General features: G+C 59.3%; 21 protein-coding genes and 1 pseudogene. 11 read left to right on the plus strand and 11 right to left on the minus strand.

Annotated features, from left to right (window positions below; all coding sequences use genetic code 11):
* Positions 1 to 71: 71 nt before the first annotated feature.
* On the minus strand, positions 72 to 1,049 hold the full coding sequence (locus AO068_RS10570; protein WP_004663330.1) for a dipeptidase: 978 nt from the start codon (positions 1,047 to 1,049) through the stop codon (positions 72 to 74).
* 228 nt (positions 1,050 to 1,277) lie between these two features.
* Here AO068_RS10570 and AO068_RS10575 point away from each other — a divergent pair, with 228 nt between their 5' ends.
* Both AO068_RS10575 and AO068_RS10580 read left to right on the plus strand, forming a co-directional pair.
* A complete protein-coding gene (locus AO068_RS10575) occupies positions 1,278 to 1,688 on the plus strand; it encodes a lysozyme inhibitor LprI family protein (protein ID WP_058408336.1) in 411 nt (136 codons plus the stop codon).
* Between the two features lie 55 nt (positions 1,689 to 1,743).
* On the plus strand, positions 1,744 to 2,163 hold the full coding sequence (locus tag AO068_RS10580; protein ID WP_002555669.1) for a DUF3010 family protein: 420 nt from the start codon (positions 1,744 to 1,746) through the stop codon (positions 2,161 to 2,163).
* A 343-nt stretch (positions 2,164 to 2,506) separates the two neighbouring features.
* On the opposite strand, the gene fba is transcribed toward AO068_RS10580, so the two are convergent.
* The 7 genes from fba to tkt form a co-directional block, all read right to left on the minus strand.
* Positions 2,507 to 3,571: a class II fructose-bisphosphate aldolase gene (fba, locus tag AO068_RS10585; protein ID WP_004654897.1), complete on the minus strand. Its 1,065-nt coding sequence runs from the start codon at positions 3,569 to 3,571 to the stop codon at positions 2,507 to 2,509.
* 114 nt (positions 3,572 to 3,685) lie between these two features.
* Positions 3,686 to 4,012 carry an MliC family protein gene (locus tag AO068_RS10590; protein ID WP_058408337.1) on the minus strand — a complete coding sequence of 109 codons (327 nt, stop codon included), beginning with the start codon at positions 4,010 to 4,012 and terminating at the stop codon, positions 3,686 to 3,688.
* 52 nt (positions 4,013 to 4,064) lie between these two features.
* Entirely contained in the window at positions 4,065 to 4,262 is a 198-nt protein-coding gene (locus AO068_RS10595) for a hypothetical protein (protein ID WP_004654900.1), read from the minus strand.
* A gap of 85 nt (positions 4,263 to 4,347) precedes the next feature.
* Positions 4,348 to 4,578, minus strand: a complete 231-nt coding sequence (locus AO068_RS10600) for a hypothetical protein (protein ID WP_044318367.1) — start codon at positions 4,576 to 4,578, stop codon at positions 4,348 to 4,350.
* 27 nt (positions 4,579 to 4,605) lie between these two features.
* Positions 4,606 to 5,769, minus strand: a complete 1,164-nt coding sequence (locus tag AO068_RS10605; protein ID WP_058408338.1) for a phosphoglycerate kinase — start codon at positions 5,767 to 5,769, stop codon at positions 4,606 to 4,608.
* 22 nt (positions 5,770 to 5,791) lie between these two features.
* Entirely contained in the window at positions 5,792 to 6,835 is a 1,044-nt protein-coding gene (gene epd, locus AO068_RS10610) for an erythrose-4-phosphate dehydrogenase (RefSeq protein WP_058408339.1), read from the minus strand.
* 170 nt (positions 6,836 to 7,005) lie between these two features.
* On the minus strand, positions 7,006 to 9,003 hold the full coding sequence (tkt, locus tag AO068_RS10615; RefSeq protein WP_011169753.1) for a transketolase: 1,998 nt from the start codon (positions 9,001 to 9,003) through the stop codon (positions 7,006 to 7,008).
* Positions 9,004 to 9,262: 259 nt separating this feature from the next.
* Here tkt and AO068_RS10620 point away from each other — a divergent pair, with 259 nt between their 5' ends.
* The 4 genes from AO068_RS10620 (at position 9,263) to AO068_RS10635 (ending at position 14,003) form a co-directional block, all read left to right on the plus strand.
* Entirely contained in the window at positions 9,263 to 10,258 is a 996-nt protein-coding gene (locus AO068_RS10620; RefSeq protein WP_058408340.1) for an ArsR/SmtB family transcription factor, read from the plus strand.
* Positions 10,259 to 10,278: 20 nt separating this feature from the next.
* Positions 10,279 to 11,469 (plus strand): methionine adenosyltransferase, encoded by a 1,191-nt coding sequence (metK, locus tag AO068_RS10625; RefSeq protein ID WP_002555698.1) that lies wholly within the window; start codon positions 10,279 to 10,281, stop codon positions 11,467 to 11,469.
* 398 nt (positions 11,470 to 11,867) lie between these two features.
* A complete protein-coding gene (gene ligB, locus AO068_RS10630) occupies positions 11,868 to 13,553 on the plus strand; it encodes an NAD-dependent DNA ligase LigB (protein WP_058408341.1) in 1,686 nt (561 codons plus the stop codon).
* Between the two features lie 39 nt (positions 13,554 to 13,592).
* Positions 13,593 to 14,003: a DUF1090 domain-containing protein gene (locus AO068_RS10635; protein ID WP_005746924.1), complete on the plus strand. Its 411-nt coding sequence runs from the start codon at positions 13,593 to 13,595 to the stop codon at positions 14,001 to 14,003.
* A gap of 47 nt (positions 14,004 to 14,050) precedes the next feature.
* Here AO068_RS10635 and AO068_RS10640 read toward each other — a convergent pair whose 3' ends face one another.
* From AO068_RS10640 to AO068_RS10650, 3 genes are all read right to left on the minus strand, one after another.
* Positions 14,051 to 14,452 carry an MAPEG family protein gene (locus AO068_RS10640; protein ID WP_058402397.1) on the minus strand — a complete coding sequence of 134 codons (402 nt, stop codon included), beginning with the start codon at positions 14,450 to 14,452 and terminating at the stop codon, positions 14,051 to 14,053.
* A gap of 114 nt (positions 14,453 to 14,566) precedes the next feature.
* Complete coding sequence (locus AO068_RS10645) at positions 14,567 to 15,958, minus strand: heavy metal sensor histidine kinase (RefSeq protein WP_058408342.1); 1,392 nt, start codon at positions 15,956 to 15,958, stop codon at positions 14,567 to 14,569.
* Complete coding sequence (locus AO068_RS10650) at positions 15,955 to 16,629, minus strand: heavy metal response regulator transcription factor (RefSeq protein ID WP_004654919.1); 675 nt, start codon at positions 16,627 to 16,629, stop codon at positions 15,955 to 15,957. Before AO068_RS10650 ends, AO068_RS10645 begins: the two co-directional genes overlap by 4 nt.
* Positions 16,630 to 16,895: 266 nt before the next feature.
* Here AO068_RS10650 and AO068_RS10655 point away from each other — a divergent pair, with 266 nt between their 5' ends.
* The 5 genes and pseudogenes from AO068_RS10655 to AO068_RS10675 form a co-directional block, all read left to right on the plus strand.
* Positions 16,896 to 18,122 (plus strand): TolC family protein, encoded by a 1,227-nt coding sequence (locus AO068_RS10655; protein WP_058408343.1) that lies wholly within the window; start codon positions 16,896 to 16,898, stop codon positions 18,120 to 18,122.
* A 67-nt stretch (positions 18,123 to 18,189) separates the two neighbouring features.
* Positions 18,190 to 19,446: an efflux RND transporter periplasmic adaptor subunit gene (locus tag AO068_RS10660; protein ID WP_058408344.1), complete on the plus strand. Its 1,257-nt coding sequence runs from the start codon at positions 18,190 to 18,192 to the stop codon at positions 19,444 to 19,446.
* A 24-nt stretch (positions 19,447 to 19,470) separates the two neighbouring features.
* Positions 19,471 to 22,620, plus strand: coding sequence for a CusA/CzcA family heavy metal efflux RND transporter (locus tag AO068_RS10665; RefSeq protein WP_058408345.1), 3,150 nt, complete (start codon positions 19,471 to 19,473; stop codon positions 22,618 to 22,620).
* A 292-nt stretch (positions 22,621 to 22,912) separates the two neighbouring features.
* On the plus strand, positions 22,913 to 23,500 hold the full coding sequence (locus tag AO068_RS10670) for a hypothetical protein (RefSeq protein ID WP_058408346.1): 588 nt from the start codon (positions 22,913 to 22,915) through the stop codon (positions 23,498 to 23,500).
* A 112-nt stretch (positions 23,501 to 23,612) separates the two neighbouring features.
* Positions 23,613 to 26,487 (plus strand): annotated as a pseudogene (locus tag AO068_RS10675) (DUF6531 domain-containing protein); the annotation flags it as partial.

Raw genomic sequence — 26,487 nt, forward strand, 5'->3', positions numbered from 1 at the left:
CAGATGATTCGGGTTACACCCACCGCCTGAAAGGCCGCGGGGGTTCAATTCGATAAGGTGTGGCTGGCGGATTACTCGCCCCAGACGTCGGCCAGTACGTTGACCCAGTTCTCGCCCATGATCTTGCGCACCACGCGTTCGGAGTGACCGCGCTTGAGCAACGTTTCAGTCAGATTGGGAAACTCGCCCACGGTGCGGATGCCTAGCGGGTTGATGATCTTGCCGAAGCTGGTCAGGCGGCGGGCGTAGCCCTTGTCGTGGGTCAGGTATTCGAAAAACTCCTGACCGTGCCCCTGGGTAAAGTCAGTACCAATGCCGATGGCATCTTCACCCACGATGTTCATCACGTATTCGATGGCTTCGGCGTAATCGTCGATGGTCGAATCGATGCCCTTGGCCAGAAACGGCGCGAACATGGTCACGCCTACGAAGCCGCCGTGGTCGGCGATAAACTTCAGTTCAGCGTCGGACTTGTTGCGCGGGTGTTCCTTGAGGCCGGACGGCAGGCAGTGGGAATAGCAGACCGGCTTTTTCGATTCGAGTATGACCTCTTCCGAGGTTTTCGAGCCGACGTGGGACAGGTCGCACATTACTCCGACCCGGTTCATTTCAGCGACGATCTCACGTCCGAAACCCGACAGCCCGCCGTCGCGTTCGTAGCAGCCGGTGCCGACCAGGTTCTGGGTGTTGTAGCACATCTGCACGATGCCGACGCCCAGTTGCTTGAATATCTCGACGTAACCGATCTGGTCTTCGTAGGCATGCGCATTCTGGAAGCCGAAGAGGATGCCGGTCTTGCCCAGTTCCTTGGCCTTGCGAATGTCAGCGGTGGTGTGCACCGGCATGACCAGGTCGCTGTTCTCGCGCATCAGTTTCTGGCTGCTGCAGATGCTGTTGATAGTGGCCTGGAAGCCTTCCCATACCGACACCGTGCAGTTGGCCATGGTCAGGCCGCCCTTGCGCATGTCTTCAAACAGCTCGCGGTTCCACTTGGCGATGATCAGCCCGTCAATAACGATGCTGTCGGCGTGCAATTCGGCTGGGCTCATCAGGCTGTCCCCTTTTTTGATTCCGGCGCGCCGAATCGGCTGTCGGCGCTAATGGGGTCAGCATATGCCGGAGGGTCGCGTGAACCGGGTGCAAAAACGACAGGGGGTTTGCCGAAAGCGTCAAGATGCGACAAAGGGTGACGGCGTATCGCCCCACGATGTCGTAAACCTGTTCATTGTCTCGCGCTTGAGACAGAATCCAGCGTATCAATGGATCGGAGCGACTCGATGAAAACGTTTTTGCTGACCCTGGCCCTGATGGCAACGGCTGTGACAGGCGTACAGGCTGCTCAGAACCCGGATGTCTCGCCTTGCGACGGTGTCGACGATGACAAGCAGACTCTGGAGTGCTCGGCTTACAGCCGCACGACTGCAGAAGAATTGCTCAAGGAAAATTTCAACAACCTGCTCAAGCGTGTTCAGTCGCAGTTCGTTGCCAACAAGACGCAGTTCAACGACTTTACCAGCAAACTCAAGACCGCCCAGCAAGCCTGGGAGAAGCTGCGTGACGCAGATTGCGCCGTTGAAGTCTTCCCTTCTGCGGCAGGCAGCAAAGCATTCACCATCAGTGAAAACGACTGCATTGCGCGCATGAGCGACGAGCGCTCGGAATACCTGGAGTCGATTGCACAGGAATAACGTCTACGATGAGATAACCTGCTTCTTTATATGAACGAGCTCATCAGGTTTTCTCATGATTATTTGCGGTGTAGAAATCAAAGGCAGCGAAGCCATATTCGCCCTTGCCACTCGGCAGAGCAGCGGGCTCGCTCATCTGCCGCTGGCCACGAAAAAGATCGCGCTGGAGGACGATGAAGAGCCTGCCAACGTCAAGGCTTTCGCTACGCAGCTCGCCAGCTTCGTACGCGAACACGGCGTCAGCCACATCGCCATCAAAAAACGCAGCAAGAAAGGCGAATTCGCCGGCGGCCCGACCACATTCAAGATCGAAACCATCTTTCAACTGATGTCCGATTGCGATGTAGCGCTTATCTCGCCGCAGACCATTAATGCGCAGAACAAGAAACACGCTTTCGCCCTGCCTGATACGCTTAACAAGTATCAGCACGAGGCTTACAAGGCAGCGTGTGCGGGGTTGATGAAGAGCGTTTAAGCACTTTAAGAGAGGACGCAGAGCGTCCAGAAAGGCATGCGACGCGGAGCGTCGCACGATAGTTGNCACGCTCCAGCGTGGGAATGCCTGTCGTGACGCTCCGCGTCACAAATCTGCGCCGCGCTGCATACTAAAAAGCGGACGCAGAGCGTACAGAACGGCATGCGGCGCGGAGCGTCGCACGATAGTTGTAGGTGTTCTCCCGGACGCCGATCGTTCCTCACGCTCCAGCGTGGGAATGCCTGTCGTGACGCTCTGCGTCACAAATCTGCGCCGCGCATTTACTTTTGACCCGACATAAAAAAACCCGCATTTCTGCGGGTTTTTTCAATGCGCAATCAACTCAGTTGATCTTGGCATCCAGTTCGCCACGCGCGTAGCGTTCGAACATGGCGTCCAGAGAGATCGGTTTGATCTTCGAGGCGTTGCCAGCGGTGCCGAAGGCTTCGTAGCGCGCGATGCACACGTCACGCATGGCCGAGACGGTTTTGGCCAGATACTTGCGCGGGTCGAACTCGCTTGGGTTTTTAGCCATGAATTCGCGGATTGCACCGGTAGAGGCCAGACGCAGGTCGGTATCAATGTTGACCTTGCGCACGCCGTGCTTGATGCCTTCAACGATTTCTTCGACCGGTACACCGTAGGTTTCTTTGATGTCGCCGCCGAACTCGTTGATGATCTTCAGCCATTCCTGTGGAACGGACGAGGAACCGTGCATCACCAGGTGAGTGTTCGGGATGCGCTTGTGAATCTCTTTGATGCGCTCGATCGCCAGGATGTCGCCAGTAGGCGGCTTGGTGAACTTGTACGCGCCGTGGCTGGTACCGATGGCAATGGCCAGGGCATCGACCTGGGTACGCTTGACGAAGTCAGCCGCTTCCTCAGGGTCGGTCAGCATCTGGCTGTGGTCCAGAACGCCTTCCGCGCCAACGCCGTCTTCTTCACCGGCCATACCGGTTTCCAGCGAACCCAGCACGCCCAGCTCACCTTCCACGGAAACGCCACAGGCGTGAGCGAAGGACACTACGCGACGGGTAACGTCGACGTTGTAGTCGTAATCGGCTGGGGACTTGCCGTCTTCACGCAGCGAGCCGTCCATCATCACCGAGCTGAAGCCCAGCTGGATCGAGCGCTGGCAGATGTCAGGGCTGGTGCCGTGGTCCTGGTGCATGACCACCGGGATGTGCGGGAATTCTTCAATCGCGGCGAGGATCAGGTGACGCAGAAACGGCGCACCGGCGTATTTGCGGGCACCGGCAGAAGCCTGGACGATCACCGGGGAGTCGGTCTTGTCGGCCGCTTCCATAATGGCGCGCATCTGTTCCAGGTTGTTTACGTTGAAGGCTGGAACGCCATAACCGAATTCGGCTGCGTGGTCCAACATCTGGCGCATGCTGATAAGTGCCATTGTCTGTCTCTCTCCCGGTAGGGTCGTTAATCGAGCAAGCCTGCCGTAGTGGCGGCTGCCATTCAAGTTATAAGCTCAGCCACGAAGGCTGTGCGTGTGTGCCCGAGATCCGACTTATCTGGCCTTGCAGCCGCGACCGATCAGATCGTTGGTAGCGTCCCAGTAGATCAGGCCCTCGCTACCCTTGTTGACGAATGCCAACACATTGTTGCTGTAAAGCGTTCCGCTGGCAGCGCCGGGTTCAGCCTTGAGCCTGAACACCTGATCGCTCTGATTCAGACGAACATCGACTTCCTTTTTGGCCGAATCGATGTAGCGCCAGTTGACCTCTGCATTGCTGTCACACACCCAACGGTTCCAGGGGTCATTGTGCTGCGATGTGCTCATGCTCGAACAACCGCCAAGCACTGCCAAAACCCCAAAGGCAATCACGCGTCTCATTACATCTCCTGGCTGCCCTGCGAAACGCGGTGTATGCCGGTCGTTTCAACTGTCAGGGGCAGTTCTGTTCCTGTTTACGGTCATCGGCCGGCTCACCCGTTACATGTGCCTCGACCCGTTGACTGTTTTCAGTCGTCGGCACATTCACAGAGGCCGGGCTGAATATCTGACAGGTCTTGGCATGCGAGCCAGAACCGGTACAACCAGCCAATACAACGCAGCTCATCAGAGCCAGGGCAGCGATCTTCATGGCGAAACTCCTTTGCCGGAAAAATATCCACTCTTTAAAGACCGCCCAAGCCCGTCAATGTTGCCAAACGGATTTCAGACCTGGCTCACAAACATCCTACATTGCCTGTTCTGGGCATGAACTCGTAACGATCCCATACCTGCGGACCGCCACGCTTGTAGATGACCGGCACCGTTTCGGCCTGCCAGCCCGCCTGATAACAGCTTAACTGGAGCGGTTGGCTCGGGGAGTCGCTCTCCACCTCTTCAACCGCAGGTTTGCCCGCGCAACCGGCCAGCAAACCTGCGATGAGAAACCACGGTAACGCCCTGACCATTGACCACTCCTTGTCCAAAGCTTTCATTCAAGCCTTGGCGCGTTGTTCGAGCACTTCTACCGCTGGCAGAACCTTGCCTTCCACGAACTCGAGGAATGCACCGCCACCGGTCGAAATGTAGGAAATCTGTTCTGCAACACCATACTTATCGATAGCCGCCAATGTGTCGCCACCGCCCGCGATGGAGAACGCCTGGCTTTCGCCAATGGCCTTGGCCAGCGTTTTGGTGCCTTCACCAAACTGATCGAATTCAAACACGCCGACTGGACCGTTCCACAGGATAGTCCCGGAAGATTTCAGTAATTCGGCGAAATGCGCAGCAGTTTGCGGGCCAATATCAAGAATCATGTCGTCATCGGCGACGTCAGCGATCAGTTTGACGGTAGCGGCAGCGCTCTCGGCGAACTCCTTGGCAACCACCACGTCCGTCGGCAATGGCACGCTGACCTTGGCGGCAATGGCACGCGCGGTATCGAGCAGGTCAGGTTCGTACAGCGATTTACCGACCTTGTGACCCGCTGCAGCCAGGAAGGTGTTGGCAATGCCGCCGCCGACGATCAACTGATTGCAGATGCCGCTCAGGCTGTTGAGTACGTCCAGCTTGGTGGACACCTTGGAGCCCGCAACGATGGCAGTCATTGGCTGAGCCGGAGCGCCCAGAGCCTTGCCCAGCGCTTCAAGCTCGGCAGCCAGCAACGGGCCTGCCGCTGCCACTTTGGCGAATTTGGCCACGCCGTGGGTCGAGCCCTCGGCACGGTGAGCGGTACCGAAAGCGTCCATCACGAACACGTCGCACAGGGCCGCATATTTCTGTGCCAGCTCGTCGGCGTTCTTTTTCTCGCCCTTGTTGAAGCGAACGTTCTCGAACAGCACGACATCGCCGGCCTTGACGTCAACGCCGTCCAGATAATCGGTAACCAGCGGAACATCACGACCCAATGCCTTGCTCAGGTACTCGGCAACCGGCTTGAGGCTGTTTTCAGCAGAGAACTCGCCCTCGGTCGGACGACCCAGGTGCGAGCAGACCATGACGGCCGCGCCTTTTTCCAACGCCAGCCTGATGGTCGGCAGCGAGGCAAGAATACGTGCATCACTGCTGACAACGCCGTCCTTTACCGGGACATTGAGGTCTTCGCGGATCAGTACACGTTTACCTTGCAGATCGAGGTCGGTCATCTTCAAGACGGTCATGAGCATTCCTGTTTTTTTACTGTTATTGGTCAGCGACGCGCAGAAAGTGATCGGCGACGTCGAGCATTCGGTTGGCAAAACCCCATTCGTTATCGAACCAGGCCAGCAGATTGACCAGCCTGGGACCGGAAACGCGGGTCTGACTCGCATCGACAATCGCCGAATGCGGGTCATGGTTGAAATCGCAGCTGGCGTGCGGCAACTCAGTGTAGGCCAGCAGTCCCTTGAGCGGGCCGCTGGTGGCGGCCTCACGCAAAATACGGTTGATCTCGACAGCGTCGGTGTCTTGCGACATTTGCAGCGTAATGTCCAGGCAAGACACATTGACGGTCGGAACACGAACAGCTTTGGCCTGAATTCGGCCGGCAAGTTCCGGAAGCAGCCGTTCGATTCCTCGCGCCAGACCGGTGGACACCGGAATGATCGACTGAAACGCCGAGCGCGTACGGCGCAGATCCTCGTGGTGATAGGCGTCGATTACCGGCTGATCATTCATCGCCGAATGGATGGTCGTAATGGTGATGTACTCAAGGCCGATGGCCTGATCCAGCAGACGCAGCAGCGGCACACTGCAATTGGTGGTACACGACGCGGCAGAGACCAACAACTCGCGGCCGGTCAGCTTGTGCTGGTTAATGCCGAACACAACGGTGGCGTCGACATCCCGTTCGCTGGCCATCGGCTGGGAGAACAGCACCCGCGGCGCACCGGCATCCAGAAAGCGCTGGCCGTCTTCGCGAGTGTTGTAGACACCGGAGCACTCAAGCACCAGATCGACCCCCAGCCCGGCCCAGTCGATACCTTCCGGTGTCGCGCTGCGCAGGACCTTGATGCGGTGATCATTGATATGCAGGTATTGCCCCTCGACCCGCACTTCGCCGGGAAACCGGCCGTGTGTGGAGTCAAAGCGCGTGAGGTATTCGAGACTGGCCATGTCGGCCAGATCATTGATGGCAACCACTTCAAACCCGGCCTTGGCCCCCCGCTCGCACAGTGCGCGAACGACGCAACGACCAATACGGCCGTAACCGTTCAGAGCAACTTTGTAAGGGCGGGGCTGGGGCATGAAGTTTTCGCCAGAGGATGGATCTGATTGCGTAAACGATAAAACCTGTGGGAGCGACCGGGGCGCGATCCGCCTTGCTCGCGAATGAGAGCACCCGGTTTGCCAGACTCACCGAGGCGCTTTCTTCGCGAGCAAGCTCGCTCCCACACAACACAACATTACATAGCTGATCAGTCTTCGAGCAGCTCTTCAGCCGTGCTCAGGACGTTTTCCAGCGTAAAGCCGAACTCTTCGAACAAGGCTGACGCAGGAGCCGACTCGCCGAACGTGGTCATGCCGATCACGCGACCTTCCAGACCCACGTATTTGTACCAGTAGTCGGCATGAGCCGCTTCGATGGCAATACGTGCACTGACCTGCAGTGGCAGAACAGCCTGCTTGTAGGCCGCATCCTGAGCTTCGAAGATGCTGGTGCATGGCATGGAGACCACACGAACGTTGCGACCCTGCTCGGTCAGCTTGTCATACGCCTGCACAGCCAGACCGACTTCCGAACCGGTCGCGATCAGGATCAGCTCAGGCTCTGCAGCGCAGTCACGCAGTACATAGCCGCCACGGGCAATGGCATCTATTTGCTGCTGTTCACGCGCTTGGTGAGTCAGGTTCTGACGCGAGAAAATCAACGCGGATGGACCGTCATTGCGCTCGATGGCGTGTTTCCAGGCCACGGCCGATTCCACGGCATCTGCCGGACGCCAGGTGTCCAGGTTCGGCGTGGTACGCAGGCTGGTCAGTTGCTCGATCGGCTGGTGAGTCGGGCCGTCTTCGCCCAGACCGATGGAGTCGTGGGTGAATACGTAGATCACGCGCTTCTTCATCAACGAGGCCATACGCACCGCGTTGCGAGCGTATTCCATGAAGATCAGGAAGGTTGCGCCGTACGGCACGAAGCCGCCGTGCAGGGCGATACCGTTCATCATGGCGCCCATGCCGAACTCACGAACACCGTAGTGCAGGTAGTTGCCGTTAGGGTCTTCGCCAGTGATGCTCTTGCAGCCTTTCCAGATGGTCAGGTTGGAGCCGGCCAGGTCGGCCGAACCACCGAGAATTTCCGGCAGCAACGGGCCCAGTGCGCTCAGGGCGTTCTGACTGGCCTTACGGCTGGCGATGGTTTCGCCTTTGGCGTTGACTTCGGCGACATAAGCAGCGGATTTTTCCGCAAAGTCAGCAGGCAACTCGCCGCTCATGCGACGGATGAAGTCGTTGGCCAGCTCAGGGAACGCGGCGGAATAGGCAGCAAAGCGCTGATCCCACTCGGCTTCGGCAGCCAGGCCTTTTTCTTTCGCATTCCACTCGGCGTAGATATCAGCCGGAATTTCGAAAGGACCGTGGTTCCATTTCAGGGCCGCGCGAGTCAGGGCGATTTCGTCCGCACCCAGCGGCGCACCGTGGGATTCTTCCTTGCCCTGCTTGTTCGGCGAGCCAAAGCCGATGGTGGTCTTGCAGCAGATCAGCGTCGGCTTGTCGCTCTTGCGCGCGGTGTCGATGGCGGTCTTGATTTCTTCAGGGTCATGACCGTCGACATTGCGGATCACCAACCAGCCGTACGACTCGAAACGCTTAGGCGTATCGTCGGTAAACCAGCCTTCGACTTCGCCATCGATGGAGATGCCGTTGTCGTCGTAGAACGCGATCAGCTTTTTCAGCTGCAACGTGCCGGCCAGGGAAGCGACTTCATGGGAAATACCTTCCATCATGCAGCCATCACCCATAAACACGTAGGTATGGTGATCAACGATGGAATGGCCTGGACGGTTGAACTGTGCGGCGAGGGTTTTCTCGGCAGCGGCAAAACCGACGGCGTTGGCAAAACCCTGACCCAATGGGCCAGTGGTGGTTTCAACGCCTGGGGTATAGCCAAACTCGGGGTGACCCGGTGTGCGGCTGTGCAGTTGACGGAAGTTTTTCAGGTCGTCGATGGACAGGTCGTAGCCGGTCAGGTGCAGCAACGAATAGACCAGCATCGAACCATGGCCGTTGGACATGATGAAACGGTCACGGTCAGCGAACGCGGGGTTTGCCGGGTTGTGCTTGAGATAATCACGCCACAGAACCTCGGCGATATCCGCCATGCCCATCGGGGCACCCGGATGGCCGCTGTTGGCTTTTTGCACGGCATCCATGCTTAGGGCACGAATAGCATTGGCACGCTCACGACGGCTTGGCATCGCTGATCTCCTGGGAATTGTAAAATTAGGATCGGAAAAAAGACGGCCATTTTCCCTCAGGGACAGGCCGGGGGCAATCACAGATAGTCGACCATAGGCTTTTTTCCGGGGTTACGGACATTATTTGCCCTGTAAAGACTGGATTACCCGTCAGCGCAACAAGTTCACAAGGCCTGACGGGTGCCACCTGTCCAGCAATATCAAAACTTTTTGATATTGCCCTTGCAGCGCTCCGGATCGCTCTCTAGACTGCGCAGCTATGAACCTGCGTGTACCTGCCATTCGCCATGATGCATGCGACGACCTCTCTGCATTGTGCAAGGCCGGCGGCGATCCCTTGCGGCTTAACGTACTGCGTGTGCTGACCAACGATTCGTTCGGCGTGCTTGAGCTGGCGCAGATTTTTGCCATCGGCCAGTCTGGCATGAGTCACCACCTCAAGGTGCTGGCGCAGGCCGATCTGGTTGCAACGCGGCGTGAAGGCAACGCGATTTTCTACCGTCGCGCCCTGCCCCACACTGAATTGCCGGGTGGCAGGCTGCATGCGGCGCTGCTTGATGAAGTGGACACGCTGAACCTGCCGGAAGACGTACAGAGCCGCATAGCTCTGGTGCATCGGCAACGTGCATTGGCCAGCCAGGATTTCTTTGCCCGTACCGCCGAAAAGTTTCGTGCCCAGCAAGACCTGATCGCCGGTCTGGCGCAGTACAGCGAAAGCCTGCTGACATTGCTCGACAAACTGAGCTTCGGCGCGCAGGCAACGGCGCTGGAAGTAGGCCCCGGCGACGGCGGCTTCCTGCCAGAGCTGGCCCGGCGCTTCCGCCAGGTTATCGCGATGGACAACAGCCCGGTGATGCTGGACCTGGCGCGTGGCGTCTGCGAGCGCAAGGCGCTGGCTAACGTTGAGCTGAGGCTGGCCGATGCACTGACGGACGCTAAAGTCAGTGCCGACTGCGTCGTCCTCAACATGGTGCTGCATCATTTCGCAGTCCCGGCCCAGGCCCTCAGGCAACTGGCCGAACACGTAAAACCCGGCGGTAGTTTGCTGGTAACAGAATTGTGTAGTCATGACCAGAGCTGGGCCAGGGAGGCCTGTGGCGATCTCTGGTTAGGTTTCGAGCAGGAAGACCTGGCCCGTTGGGCCATCGCTGCGGGGCTAGTTCCCGGGGAAAGCCTCTATGTAGGCTTACGTAATGGTTTCCAGATCCAGGTTCGCCATTTTCAGCGACCGGCTGGCGACACTCACCATCGGTAAAATGAAGGAAACCCGTAGAGATGAGCGAATATTCACTTTTCACCTCCGAGTCCGTGTCCGAAGGGCATCCGGACAAGATCGCCGACCAGATTTCCGACGCGGTTCTGGACGCTATCATCGCTGAAGACAAATACGCCCGTGTAGCCTGCGAAACACTGGTCAAAACCGGTGTGGCAATCATCGCTGGTGAAGTGTCGACTTCGGCCTGGGTCGATCTGGAAGACATCGTGCGTAACGTCATCCTCGACATCGGCTACAACAGCTCCGACGTCGGCTTCGACGGCGCCACTTGCGGCGTGATGAACATCATCGGCAAACAGTCGGTAGACATCGCCCAAGGCGTTGACCGCAGCAAGCCTGAAGATCAGGGTGCTGGCGACCAGGGCCTGATGTTCGGCTACGCCAGCAACGAAACCGACGTGCTGATGCCAGCGCCGATCACCTTCTCCCACCAGCTGGTGCAGCGTCAGGCCGAAGCGCGTAAATCCGGCCTGCTGCCGTGGCTGCGCCCGGATGCAAAATCCCAGGTTACCTGCCGTTATGAAAACGGCAAGGTTGTCGGCGTCGACGCCATCGTACTGTCGACTCAGCACAACCCGGATGTGTCCTACAAGGACCTGCGCGAAGGCGTGATGGAGCTGATCGTCAAGCACGTCATCCCTGCGCACCTGCTGCACAAGGACACTCAGTTCCACATCAACCCGACCGGCAACTTCATCATCGGTGGCCCGGTAGGCGACTGTGGCCTGACCGGCCGCAAAATCATCGTCGACACCTACGGCGGCATGGCCCGTCACGGTGGCGGCGCTTTCTCCGGCAAGGACCCATCGAAGGTTGACCGTTCGGCAGCCTACGCCGGTCGTTACGTGGCCAAGAACATCGTCGCTGCCGGTCTGGCCGAGCGTTGCGAAATTCAGGTGTCCTACGCTATCGGCGTGGCCCAGCCGACGTCGATCTCGCTGAACACTTTCGGCACCGGCAAGCTGTCCGATGACAAGATCATCAAGCTGGTCCGCGACAACTTCGACCTGCGTCCATACGCCATCACCACCATGCTCGACCTGCTGCACCCGATGTACCAGGCCACTGCGGCCTACGGCCACTTCGGTCGTACCCCGGTCGAAATGACCGTTGGCGATGACACCTTCACCGCCTTCACCTGGGAAAAAACCGACCGCGCCGACGCCCTGCGCGCCGCTGCCGGTCTGTAAAAACCCAGAAAAAAGCCCCGTACGACCTAGTCGTTTCGGGGCTTTTTTTCGTCTAGCGATTATCGTGCGACGCTCCGCGTCGCATGCCGTTCTGGACGCTCTGCGTCCGATCTTGAATACGCGGCGCGGCACAGATCTGTGACGCGGAGCGTCACGCACTGCATTCCGACGCTGGAGCGTGCGGAACGATAACCTCAACTATCTCAACTATCTCAACTATCTCAACTGCCTCAACTATCGTGCGACGCTCCGCGTCGTATGCCGTTCTGGACGCTCTGCGTCCTGCCATCAAACAGGCCGCGCAGGGCTTTGGCAAAACCCGGTAACCAAGCAACCCGCCTATAAACAACACCAGCAACTAGCCTCATCGAGCCCATTCCTAAAGCAAGGATGCTTCGATGCTGCCCACCATTCGCCTGATGACGTTCGCTCTTGTGGTTCTTCTGCCCGGCCTCGGCAATGCCAGCCAATGCCCTGACTGGTCTGCAGCCAAGGCGCGCAGCGAGGTCACAAACTTGCAACAGCAGATGGCTGCGTGGGACGACAGCTACCACCGCCAGGGCATTTCGCCCATTCCGGACGAGCTCTACGATCAGGCGCGGCAGAGGCTGAACCTGTGGCGCTCGTGCTTTGCCGTTTCCACCCCCGAGGCCGATCCGCTAAAGACAGCAGTCGGCCCGTTGCCTCATCCCGTTGCGCACACGGGCGTCAACAAGCTGGCCGACGAAAGCAGCGTCAAGGACTGGCTCAAGGGCCGCAACGATCTGTGGATCCAACCCAAGGTCGATGGCGTAGCCGTCACCCTGGTCTACGAAAACGGCCAGCTTGTGCAGGCGATCAGTCGTGGTGACGGGCGCAAAGGGCAGGACTGGACCTCGCAGGCGCGACTGATCAAGGCCATTCCTCAACAACTGCCCCAGCCTGAATCCGCAATATTGCAAGGCGAGCTGTACTGGCGTCTGGACGACCATATTCAGGCAATATCCGGCAGCGTCAACGCGCGCAGCAAGGTGGCAGGCATGCTGGCCCGGCAGACAATCAGCCCGCAGCAGGCTGATGCCATCGGGCTGTTCGTCTGGGACTGGCCGAACGGGCCTAACGATATGGCTCAACGACTCGCAGGCCTGCAAGCCATGGGCTTTGAGGACAGCGAGGCGTACACGCATCCATTGGAAAATCATGTTCAGGCTGCGAAATGGCGCGAGCACTGGTACCGCAATCCTCTGCCATTCGCGACAGATGGCGTGATCATGCGCCAGGGCCAGCGCCCACCGATGCAACGCTGGCAAGCCAGTGCGCCTTACTGGATTGCGGCCTGGAAGCACCCTTACGCCCAGGCACTGGCCGAGGTGCGCAAGGTCAGCTTCAAGATTGGTCGCAGCGGCAGGATTACCCCTGTGCTGGAGCTGACCCCGGTACGTCTCGACGACCGTACCGTCAGCAGCATCAGCACCGGTTCACTGCAACGCTGGCAAACGCTGGATATAAGGCCTGGCGATCAAGTTGCCGTAAGCCTGGCCGGGCTGACGATTCCGAGACTCGACGGCGTGATATCCCGCGCGGCCGAGCGAGTTGAAATGATCATTCCGCAAGCCGATGACTTTCATGAGTTGAGCTGCTGGCAAGCCACACCAGGCTGTGAAAGCCAGTTCCGCGCCAGACTGATCTGGCTTAGCGGCAAGAAAGGCCTTGCGCTGCCCGGCGTCGGTCCGGGGACCTGGGACAAGCTTATTGAAAACGGCCAAATAGAGAGCCTGCTCGATTGGATGACCCTGAATCATGCTGAGCTTGCTAACATTCCCGGCTTCGCAGAGCGCAGCAGCGCTAAACTGCTCGCCAGCCTGCAAACAGCGCGTGAACGCCCGTTTCAGACGTGGCTCAAGGCCATCGGACTGCCGCCTACAGGAAGCGCAACACTTCCTGACAATTGGCAGGAACTGGCCGGGCGTAGCGTTGAGCAATGGCAAGCAGAGCCGGGCATAGGGCCTGGCCGGGCAGCGAAACTGAGGTCTTTTTTTCAGGCCCCAGAGGTGCAGGCATTGAGCCATCAATTGCAGGCTCAGGGTATTTCAGGTTTTAAGTAGCGGACGTCCATTTTTTGTCCGTGTTCAAACGGAGTTCATATGCAGTTTTTATCACCACTGATCCTTTTCACCAGTTGCACGCTGCTGGCTACAACGCTGCTGGCAGATGAGCAGGCACCCGCACCTTCCGAGTGCCAGATCAAAAGCCAGGAAATCAGCAGCAAGATTCAGGACGCCAAAACTGAGGGTAACAAGGCCGAGCAGACCGGGCTTGAGAAGGCCCTCGCCGAGGTCAATGCCAACTGCACCGAGACCTCATTGATCAAGCAGAGAAAGCAGAAGGTGCTGGACGCCAAGCAGGAAGTCAGCCGCCGCCAGACCGACTTGAACAAGGCCATGGACAAGGGTGATCCGGAGAAGATCAACAAGCGCAAGGACAAGCTGGCCGAGTCGCGTAAAGAGTTGCAGGAAGCCCAGACCGACCTTGAGAAAGTCCAGCCGGACGATTGATCAAGGTCGCGGCGCTGCTGCTTATCGGCAGCGCCGCAACCTGGCTGTCAGGATACGGCCGGGAAAGCCGACACGCCGAACAGCGCGACGATGAGCCCCATGCCCACCAGCCAGACTATCGAACGCAGTGCGGCGAGGTCAGCCAGATAGAAGATGATGTAAAGCAGACGACTGGTGATGAACAGCACGGCCAGTACATCGATGGTCACCAACTGCGCATTGCCGGCAATGTGCGCAATGATGACCGCTGCGGCGAACGCCGGGGTCACTTCAAAGCTGTTCAGTTGGGCAGCATGCGCACGGCGCGGGAAACCCTCCAGCTTGTCGAGAAAGGCGCGCGGGTCATGATTGTGCCCACTGCCGAATTTGCCGCTGCCGAACTTGGCGATACCGGCACACATAATCGGCAGCAGGATCGCGACCAGCACGCACCAGAAAGCAACTGTCATACGTCCATCCTTATAGGTTCAGCTTCATCTGAAGCATCCGGGCAATACCCGCTCACAAGCTATGAGCCGGGGGGCAGCGAAAGGTTCTTGAAGAACGACCAGCAACCTGACGCATTACACCAGTTTAGGAAAGATCAGGCTGAACGTAGTGAAGTGTCCGGGCTCGCTCTCGACCGTCACCTGCCCTTCATGCAGGCTCATGATGGAACGCACAATCGCCAGCCCAAGCCCCGTCCCGCCCTGCTGTCGCGCGCGGCTGACATGAACCCGGTAGAAGCGATCGAACAGCCGCGGTAGATGTTCGGCATCGATCCCCTCGCCCGCATTGCGCACCGCCAGTGACACTTCATCTGCATGCGTGGCAAGGGTGATAGTAATGACGCTGCCGGCCAGACCGTGGCGAATAGCGTTGGACAGCAGGTTCGAAATCGCTCGCTGAATCATCAGCCGGTCGCCTGTTGCCTTCGCGTTGCCCTGAACCTGCAAGGTGATGTCGCGCTCTTCCGCCGAAGATGAAAACAGCTCGGCGACCTTGTCGGCCTCTTCGCGCAGGTCGATGACCTCAACCGGCAACGGCGCGGCAGGCTGGCTGACACTGGCCAGAAACAGCATCTGGCTGATCATGCGCGACATGCGTTCCAGTTCCTCGGTACACGATTCCAGCGCCTGCTTGTACTCTTCCGAAGGGCGCGGCCTGGAAAGCGTGACCTGCGCCTTGCCCATCAGGTTGTTCATGGGCGAGCGCAACTCATGCGCGAGGTCGTCCGAGAACTGCGCCAGCTGCTGCACATCGCCGTCCAGCCGGTGCAGCATGAAATTGACCGCATGCGCCAGGTCGCGCAATTCATCAGGCAGCCCCTTCACTTTCATGCGATGAGACAGGTCACGGGCTGAAATCAGCGCCGTTACTTTTCTGAAAGCGCCCAACGGCCTGAGACCACGACGCACCACCCACCAGGCACCGAAGCCGACCAGCAGCAAGATCACCGGCAGTATCAGGAAAGTCGATTTCAAATAAGCGTGCAGCAGCGTGCTGTCGCTTTCCCGATCCATCGACAGCCTGACGAGAATGTCCTGCCCTGTCTTGAGGTGTATTTCCCTGTAACCCATCAGAATCTTGTGGCCGTGTACCGACTGCAATTCCTGAAAGCCTTGAGGTATGTGATCTGCCTCGGGGACAGGCAGGTTCCGGCCCTCCTCGTTACCGACCATCATCAATTGCTGCCGAGGGTTGCCCGCGTCGAGCACCATCAACGAATAGCTGTCGTGTCCGATGATCTGGTCACGCAGGGTATGAGGGTATTGAACAATGTCTTCGATGCCGAGAAAGCCCTCGCTCATGCTGTGTTCGATCTGCGCGAACTTCTCGTTCAGGCTGTCTTCGGCGCGCAGATCGAGCTGACGGGAAATAGCCGCATAAGCGAGCATTTCCATTACCAGCACCAGACACGCAATCAGCGCAGTAACGGTCAGCCCCAGGCGCGTCGACAGACGCGTCGGTTTCATTCACGCACTTCCAGCACATAGCCCACGCCGCGCAACGTGTGGATCAGCTTGGTCTCGAAAGGATCGTCGATCTTCGCGCGCAGGCGACGGATCGACACTTCCACCACATTGGTGTCGCAATCGAAGTTCATGTCCCAGACCAGAGAAATGATCTGGGTACGCGACATGACTTCACCGCTGTGACGCATCAACAGGTGCAGGAGCGCGAACTCCTTGGTGGTCAGGTCGATGCGCTGGCTGCCGCGAAACGCCCGGTGCCGCCCTTGATCAAGCTCCAGATCGCCAACCTGCAACACCTTGGAGGTGGTGGTCTGCTCGCTGCGCCGCATCAACGTGCGGACCCTTGCCAATAGCTCGGGAAACTCGAACGGCTTGACCAGATAGTCATCTGCGCCCAATTCCAGGCCCTTGACCTTCTCTTCCAGGCGCCCTCGTGCAGTGACCATCATGACGCGCGTACTGACCGTCTTCCTCAGGCGACTCAATACCTCCCAGCCGTCCATTTCCGGCAGGTTCACATCCAGTATCACCACATCGTAAGCCTGATGCTGCGCGAGATAGAGACCATCGAGCCCGGTTGCAGCGATATCGACGATATAGCCACTTTCGGTCAGACCCTGATGCATGTACTCGGCAGTTTTCGGCTCGTCCTCTACGACAAGGATTCGCATAACCAGGCTTCCTGTTTGATGAACGGATGATGACGATGCCGTGCAGTGTACTGAAAAGAAACGCTTATCTTGCTGGATAACAAAATCGTAATTTTCCAGCAATCCCTCTGATAGCTCCGGTTACATAAAGTCCCCACAGCCAACTTCAGCGCCAAGGTGCCTGTTTGTTTTTTGTTTTGATGGGGTGCTTCATGGACAGGGTAATTCATGCGACTGAAGAACAACGTACGCACTCGGCGTACCGGTCTGGTAACAGGGTGCCCGGCATGAAAGTCGCTGCACTTTGCCTGCTGCTGTTGCCGTTTGCTGCTCCCGGCATCGCAGCAGCCCAGGGCATCAGCCTGGCTCAGGCGCTGGACGCAGCCTTTGCGCGCAACCCGGAACTCGCCGCCGCGCAATGGGAGATCGGCGTTGCCGAAGGTGATCGCCAGCAGGCCGGGCTGATTCCCAACCCGGTGGTGTCTTGGGAGGTTGAAGACACACGCCGCGAGACCAGCACCACCAGCGTGATGCTCAGCCAGGCACTGGAACTGGGCGGCAAGCGCGGAGCACGCATCGAAGCCGCCAGCAAGGGCCAGGACGCCGCCCGGCTGGAGCTGGAGCGACGCGGCAACGAACTGCGGGCCGAAGTGGTTCAGGCGTTCTACGCAGCGGCGCGGGCGCAGGCAGGTCTGGACCTGGCGCGCCAGTCCAGAACACTGGCCGAACGCGGCCTGCAGGTTGCCGAAGGGCGTGTTCGGGCAGGTAAGGTGTCACCGGTGGAAGCCACGCGCGCCCAGGTGCAACTGGCTGAAACCGACCTGCTGGTGCGGCGCGCCGAGACCCTGAAGATCAACAGCAACCGTGAACTGGCGCGCACCACCGGTTCGCCGGTCGCCTCTTTTGAGCGCCTGGAATACACCGATCTGTCGCCGGGCAAGCTGCCACCGGGCGCAAAGCTACTGACCGCCATAAACCAGTCTGCCGAGCTGCGCCTTGCTCAGGCGCAAATAGAACAGCGCGAAGCCGCGCTGGGTTCAGAACGCGCCAAGCGCATCCCGGACCTGACCGTCAGCGTCGGCAGCCAGTACAGCCGCGAAGAGCGCGAACGGGTCAACGTCGTGGGTCTGTCGATGCCGCTGCCGTTATTCGACCGGAATCAGGGCAACGTACTTGCAGCATCACGCCGGGCCGACCAGTCACGCGATCTGCGCAATGCCGTTGAACTCAAGCTGCGCACCCAGACCCAGTCAGCCCTCGATCAGTGGAGTACTGCCGCGCAGGAAGTCGAGTCCTTCAATCAGGTCATCCTGCCCGCCGCGCAGCGCGCCGTCGACACCGCAACGCGCGGTTTCGAAATGGGCAAGTTCGGTTTTCTGGAAGTGCTGGATGCGCAACGAACGCTGATTTCAGCGCGCAGCCAGTACCTGGAATCACTGGCGACTGCCACCGAAGCCCGAGTGGCTGTCGAGCGAATTCACGGTGATCTCAACCGGTTCAGCTTCAACCCCTGACTTTCCTTTTCCGCCTGTATCGAGCGTATCGCAAGGTGCCGCAAGCATCTGATCGCCGGGAGCCATTATGAACAACAAACGAAGCATTGCCATCACGCTGGCGGTGGTGGCCATCATTGGTCTGGGCAGTCTGACACTGAACCCGCAGATGCTGCCATTCGCAACTGGAACAGAGCCATCAGCCGATGAGCACGCGCATGAATCCGAGCAGGGCCATGCTGAAGAGCCAGACCACGGCAACGAGGCGAAAAAACCGGACGCCGCAGCCTCCGAGTCTTCCCATAAAGAAGAGGAAGAAGGACACATCGAACTGAGCGCCGAGCAGATCAAGACTGCCGGCATCGAGCTGGCAAGCGCAGAACCTCGACAGATGAGCACCACTGTGACCTTCCCCGGCGAAATCCGCTTTGATGAGGACCGCACCGCGCATGTCGTACCTCGGGTCAGCGGTGTGGTCGAATCAGTGAAGGTCGATCTGGGTCAAGCCGTGAAAAAAGGCCAGGTGCTGGCGGTGATTGCCAGCCAGCAGATCTCCGATCAACGCAGCGAACTGAACGCCGCACAACGCCGCCAGGAACTGGCCCGTCTGACGTTACAGCGCGAGAAAAAACTCTGGGAAGACAAGATTTCCGCCGAGCAGGACTACTTGCAAGCGCGCCAGGAGTTTCAGGAGGCCGACATCAACCTGGCCAACGCCCGACAGAAGATCAGCGCCATCGGTGCCAGCCTGAACCCATCCGCGGGCAATCGCTACGAATTGATCGCGCCATTTGACGCCATGGTCGTGGAGAAACACCTCGGCATCGGCGAGATGGTCAGCGAAGCGAGCAATGCCTTCACGCTGTCCGACCTGTCGCGTGTCTGGGCCACCTTCGGCGTAGCGCCCAAGGATCTGGACAAGGTGGTGGTCGGTCGTCCGGTCATCGTCAGCGCGCCCGATCTGAATGCGCGGGTCGAAGGCAAGATTGGTTACGTCGGCAGCCTGCTGGGCGAGCAGACCCGCGCCGCCGCCGTGCGCGTGACCCTTGCCAACCCGCAGGGTGCCTGGCGTCCCGGCCTGTTCGTGTCGGTGGAAGTCGCCGCCGAGCAGACCAGCGTGGCGGTCAGCATTCCCGAGTCTGCGATTCAGTCGATTGAGGACAAACCCTCGGTCTTCGTACGCAACGCTGAAGGCTTTCAACTGACACCGGTAACGCTCGGTCGCCGCGATGGCGGCCATGTGGAAATCGTCAAAGGCCTGGCTGGCGGTACACAAGTGGCTGCCGCGGGCAGTTTCATCCTCAAGTCGGAGCTGGGCAAAGGCTCCGCCGAGCACGCCCATTGATCTGCGTCACACGAGTACACCTCCATGTTTGAACGGTTGATTCAATTCGCGATTGAACAGCGCATCGTCGTGATGCTTGCTGTGCTGCTCATGGCTGGGCTAGGCATTGCCAGTTACCAGAAACTGCCTATCGATGCCGTCCCCGACATCACCAACGTACAGGTGCAGATCAACACGTCGGCACCCGGCTTCTCGCCGCTGGAAACCGAACAGCGCATCACGTTCGCCATCGAGACCAACATGGCAGGCCTGCCCGGTCTGCAACAGACGCGCTCGCTGTCGCGCTCGGGCCTGTCTCAGGTCACGGTGATTTTCGAAGACGGCACTGACCTGTTCTTTGCCAGGCAGTTGGTGGGCGAGCGCCTGCAGATTGCCAAGGACCAGTTGCCTGAAGGCGTCGACGCGATGATGGGGCCGATTTCCACCGGCCTTGGCGAGATATTTCTGTGGACGGTCGAGGCCCGAGAGGGCGCACTGAAAGAAGACGGCACGCCTTACACGCCGACCGACCTGCGAGTGATTCAGGACTGGATCATCAAGCCGCAATTACGCAACGTACCGGGCGTGGCCGAGATCAACACCATCGGCGGTTATGCCAAGCAGTATCAGATTGCGCCGGATCCGAAGAAGCTGGCGGCCTACAAACTGACACTGAACGATCTGGTGGCTGCGCTTGAGCGCAACAACGCCAACGTCGGCGCAGGCTACATCGAACGCGGCGGTGAGCAACTGCTGATACGCGCACCGGGCCAGCTCGGCACTGTGGACGATATCGCCAACATCGTCATCGCCAACGTGCAGGGCACGCCCATCAGAATCAGCAGCGTGGCGGAGGTCGGTATCGGCAAGGAAATGCGCTCCGGCGCAGCCACCGAAAACGGCCGTGAAGTGGTGCTTGGTACGGTGTTCATGCTGATCGGTGAAAACAGCCGGACGGTGTCACAGGCCGTGGCCGCCAAACTCGCCGACATCAATCGCACACTGCCCGAAGGCGTCGAAGCGGTAACGGTTTACGACCGCACCAACCTGGTCGAAAAAGCCATCGCGACGGTGAAAAAGAACCTGATCGAAGGCGCGATTCTGGTCATCGTGATTCTGTTCCTGTTTCTGGGCAACATCCGTGCTGCGCTGATCACCGCCATGGTGATTCCGCTGGCCATGCTGTTTACCTTCACCGGCATGTTCACCAACAAGGTCAGCGCCAACCTGATGAGCCTGGGCGCGTTGGACTTCGGCATCATTGTCGACGGCGCGGTGGTGATCGTCGAAAACGCCATCCGCAGGCTGGCGCATGCCCAGAAGAAATACGGCCGCATGCTGACCCGCTCCGAGCGTTTTCACGAGGTCTTCGCCGCCGCCAGAGAAGCCCGTCGGCCGCTGATTTTCGGCCAGTTGATCATCATGGTCGTGTACCTGCCGATCTTCGCCCTCACCGGTGTGGAAGGCAAAATGTTCCACCCTATGGCCTTCACTGTGGTCATAGCCCTGCTCGGTGCCATGATCCTCTCGGTGACCTTCGTGCCTGCCGCCATCGCCATGTTCGTCACCGGCAAGGTCAAGGAAGAAGAAGGCCTGGTGATGCGCACCGTTCGCCACCGTTACGCGCCGATCCTGAGCTGGGTGCTGGGGCATCGCGCCATCGCGTTCGGCATGGCCTTGGTGCTGATCGTGCTGTCCGGCTTCACTGCCAGCCGCATGGGCAGCGAGTTCATCCCGAGCCTGAGCGAAGGCGACTTCGCCTTGCAGGCGCTACGGGTTCCCGGCACCAGCCTGACCCAGTCGGTGGACATGCAGCAGCGTCTGGAAAAAGCCATCATCGAAAAAGTCCCGGAAGTGCAGCGCGTGTTCGCCCGCACCGGCACCGCCGAGATCGCCGCCGACCCGATGCCGCCCAACATCTCTGACAGCTACGTGATGCTCAAGCCGCAAAGTGAGTGGCCGGACCCGGACAAGTCCCGCGAGGCACTGATAGCCGACCTGCAAAAGGCCGCCGCCAGTGTGCCGGGCAGCAACTACGAACTGTCCCAGCCGATCCAGTTGCGCTTCAACGAGCTGGTTTCCGGTGTACGCAGTGACGTCGCGGTGAAAGTGTTCGGCGACGACATGAACGTGCTCAACCAGACCGCCGCAAAAATTGCCGCCACCCTGCAAAAAGTGCCGGGCGCTTCAGAAGTGAAAGTGGAACAGACCACGGGCCTGCCGGTACTGACCATCAACATCGATCGCGACAAGGCCGCGCGTTACGGCCTCAACGTGGCCGATGTGCAGGACGCCATCGCCATTGCGCTGGGCGGTCGTCAGGCGGGAACGTTGTATGAAGGTGATCGCCGCTTCGACATGGTGGTGCGCCTGTCCGAGCAACTGCGCACCGACGTGAACGGGCTCTCCAGCCTGCTCATTCCGGTGCCTGCGAGCGCCAACAGCAACCAGCAGATCAGCTTTATCTCGCTGTCCCAGGTCGCCAGCCTCGACCTGGTGCTCGGCCCGAACCAGATCAGCCGCGAGAATGGCAAACGTGTGGTCATCGTCAGCGCCAACGTGCGCGGTCGCGACCTTGGCTCGTTTGTCGAAGAAGCAGGCACCACTATCGATAACGGCGTGCAGATTCCGGCCGGCTACTGGACCAACTGGGGCGGCCAGTTCGAGCAACTGCAATCGGCCGCCAAACGCCTGCAGATTGTCGTGCCAGTGGCATTGCTGCTGGTACTGGCGCTGCTGTTCATGATGTTCAACAACCTCAAGGACGGCCTGCTGGTGTTCACCGGCATACCGTTCGCACTCACCGGCGGCGTCATGGCGCTGTGGCTGCGCGACATTCCCCTGTCGATCTCCGCAGGCGTGGGCTTCATCGCACTCTCGGGTGTGGCGGTGCTGAACGGCCTGGTGATGATCGCCTTCATCCGCAGCCTGCGCGAAGAAGGCCGCTCGCTGCACGACGCCATCACCGAAGGAGCCCTCACCCGCCTGCGCCCGGTGCTGATGACCGCACTGGTCGCCTCGCTGGGCTTCATCCCCATGGCCCTCGCCACCGGGACTGGTGCCGAAGTGCAGCGACCACTGGCGACGGTGGTGATTGGCGGGATTCTGTCGTCGACGGCGCTGACGTTGTTGGTGTTACCGGCGTTGTATCAGTGGGCGCATCGGCGGGAGGATGAGGTCGAGGCGTTGAAATAGGGTTTCAAGTAACCGCCAAAGCTTCAGGAGGCTAGTGCTAGAGCATCCTGAAGCTTTCACCTGCCCGCAGTGAACTTCCAGTTAAAGGAAGGTCGAAACACTCGCCATTGAAAGTAGAGTTCGTCCGTAGCTTTTGTCCCACAGGATTTTCAGGGTTTTCCTGCTCATCAGTCGGCTCAGAGATATAGGCCGGTCCCGTTAATGTGCTTATCGTCCTGTTACAAATGGGCCGCGGGGCAGTACGTTGCCTGCATAAGGAGATGTAGCAGTTGATGAACAAGGTTCAAGCCGCATGACGCGCACCAGTCTCTACGACCGTATCTCTGAACGCCGACTGGCTGACGAAGCACTGGCGCGCGAGGAAGCCGAGCGGGCTGCCGCGCAACAGGCGCTCGACATCATTCAAGCGGCTATCCCCGTCCCACAAGCCTTGCGCGACGCAACCTGCAGTTTCAATTTCGGCGGGTTCCACTTCGGCTTCCCGGAAGATTTCCAGTGCAACGCGATTGAAGCCACCGTTCAAGTGGGCGGAGAGCCTGTCGTCGTCTCCATTCAGCGTCGCGATGTGCCTGAAGAGGCAACGCTTGCCGACGCGTTCGCCGAAGCCGTCAAGGCGCTGCAGCCACTGCATGGCGAAGTCCAGGTCATTCGCCACTACGAAACGCTGTTGGCGGGCAATGCCGCGCTGGCGCTGGATTTTCATTTTCGCGCAGGCCTTGAAGAGCGGCATGGGCGCCTGATCGGTGCCATCGTGCCGTGTGCCGATCACAACGAACGCCAATGGCTGAGCGTGGGCTGCGTGATTGACTCCGAAAAGACCGCGCTGAAAACCTGGTTGCTGGATTTTGACAGCATGCTTGAAGGCCTGACCGCCCCCTGAACTCTATTTCATCGCTGACAGGACACGCTTTAATGGACTATCCGTTGCAGAACATCAGCGTCACGCCAGGTGATCGCACCTCAACTACTCGCAGCCCGCAGGAGTAACGGCGATGTTCGAGGCAGCGCGGTTACTGGATGAGATCGAACACACCGGTGCGATGGCGGGCTTTGTGCTCGGAGCGATCGTGGGCATCGCGGCAGTGGCGTATGTCTCGCTCACCTTCGCCACGTGCGGGTTCGGCGGTTTTTTACTGGCCATGGCAGTCGGCCTGGCCGGTAATGCTATCGCCAGTATCGGGGAGAGTATCGGCAGCGCCTTCAGCTCTCCCGCGGGGCAGATCGAATCTGCCTCGCCCAACGTGTTCATCAATGGCCGCCCTGCTGCCTTTGCCATCGAAAGCACCGCCGTGTGTGACAAGCACTCGCCGATCGTCAAGGTGGCCGAAGGCTCCAGCAACGTCTTCATCAACGGCCAGCCCGCTGCGCGCAAGGGCGACAAGCTGACCTGCGGCGCGAAGATCGGCACCGGCTCGCCCAACGTCTTCATTGGCGGCGGTACCCAACGCTACCTGCCGGTGGACGACGAAGTCTCGGCGATGGCCCGTTACACCGTGGATATTCTGTTGGTCGTGGCCGGCGGCGCCAAGGCCGTGCTCAGCATTGCCAAGCTGGGCATGCAGGCCGGTCTGAAAGCGGCAGGCCCTTGCGCGCTGCAGTTTATGGGCGGTGTCTTTCTCGGGGACGCCATTTTTCGCTTCGGCGTCGCCCCCGTGGCCGAAAAAGTGCTGGGCGGCCTGCACGGTAATCCGGTCGACACCACCACCGGGCGCAAGCTGCTGATCGACGAGTCCGATTTCAGCCTGCCCGGCCTGATGCCAATCGAGTGGACACGCTTCTACGCCAGCGACCTTGATGTCGACAGCGCGCTGGGCAAGGGCTGGGTGCTGCCCTGGGAACAAAGCCTGCGGCGCAAGGGCAGCTTTCTGTACCTCAGCGACAATCAGGGCCGCAGCGTGCCCTTCGTGACACTGGACTACAACCAGCGCATCTACAATGCACAGGAACAGCTGTACCTGGTGCGTACCGAGGGTGGTCATTACCTGCTGCAAACACTGGATAACGTCTTTTACTACTTCGGTGAAGTGCCCGACGACAACCAGCCAGTTCCCCTGCAACGCGTCGAAAACGCCCTCGGTCATTTTCTGCATTTCGTACGCAGCGAAGACGGCGTTCTGACAGACATCTGCGCCACTGGCGGGCAACGTGTACACCTGCACTACGACGAAGTGACCAGCCGCCTGAGTACCGTCAAGCGCATCGTCGACGACAAAGCCGTTGAAACACTGGTGCGCTATGGCTACGACAGCAACGGCCAGTTGAACAGTGTGTACAACCGCAATGGCGGTGCAGTGCGCAACTTCAACTACACCGACGGGCTGATGACCCGCCATGCCAATGCACTGGGGCTCAGTTGCGAGTACCGCTGGGAAACAATCGATGACAAGCCGCGCGTGGTCGAACACTGGACCAGTGACGGCGAGCACTTTCAGTTCGATTACGATTTCGAGGCGCGCCAGACGCGGGTGACGGATGTATTGGATCGCCGTGCCGAGGTGACCTGGAACAAGGACCGTCGCGTCGTCGCCAGCACTGATTTCGGCGGTGAGCAGTACCTTATCGCGCTGGACGACACCGGCAATATCAACGGTCTGACGCTGCCCGACGGCAATCAACTGGGCTTCGAATACGATGACCTGTCACGCCTCACGGCAGAGACCGACCCGCTGGGCCGCACCACGCGTTATCAGCATCACTACAAGACCACGCTGGTCAAACAGATCACCTACCCCGATGGCAGCACCTGGAAGGCCCGTTATGATGAGCGAGGCAACCTCGTCGCCGAGATCGACGCACTGGGCCACAAGACCGAATACCTCAACGGCGAGGACGGCTTGCCCCATACCATCGTCGACCCGACGCTCAAGTCCAAATACCTCTGGTGGAACAACCTCGCACAGGTAGAGCGCTTTCAGGACTGCTCGGGCAAAAGCACGTATTACCGTTATGACGAGCGCCATCAACTGGTTGCCGTCACCGATGCCCTGAACAACACCACCACGCTGGAGCGCAAGCCCGGCGGCGAGGTGCTGCGCATTGAGCACCCGGACGGCACCCGCGAGAGCTTCACCTACAACGCTCACGGTCAGGTCCTGACACACACTGACGGCAAGGACCAGACCACCCATCTGGCCCGCAACGCACGTGGCCTGCCGACCAGACGTCAGGACCCTAAAGGACTGATGGTCGCCTACCAGTACGACAGAGCCCTGCGCCTCGTGGCGCTGAGCAATGAAAACGACGCCACTTACACGTTCGCCTACGATCACTCCGATCGGCTGATCGAAGAAAAACGCATCGACCAGTTGACCCGCCGTTTCAGCTACAACCTTGGCGGGCATCTGACTCAGGTCGAAGAAACCGGCTACAGCGAAAAAGGCGAACGACCACAGCGCAGCACGTATTTCGAGCGCGACCCGATTGGTCGCCTGCTGGCCAGACTCAACGACGACGCCCGTCAGGATTTCACCTACGACGACAGCGACCGCCTGCTGTCCATTCAGCGCACACCCACCGACGGTGGCAGAAAAATCGGTGTCACTGCAGAAAAACTGGAATTCGCCTACGACATTCTGGGCCGCCTGACGCAGGAATCTTCGCCTCAGGGCACCCTGGCCTACGAGTACGATCCACTCAGCAACCTGACCACGTTGACCCTTCCTACCGGCCAGCACCTGAATCACCTGTATTACGGCAGCGGTCACCTGCATCAACTGAATCTCGATGGCCAGTTGATCAGCGACNAAAACTCACCAGTTGCTTCGGCTACGACGCCCTTGGCCGCAAGACCTGGCAGTACGCAACCACACTGCCCGCTGAAAAACTCTCACAGATCCAGAACCCGCTCATAAAACCAGAGCGCTACGT

The sequence above is a fragment of the Pseudomonas sp. ICMP 3272 genome (genome assembly GCF_001466905.1).
GTDB classification, from domain to species: Bacteria; Pseudomonadota; Gammaproteobacteria; order Pseudomonadales; family Pseudomonadaceae; genus Aquipseudomonas; species Aquipseudomonas amygdali.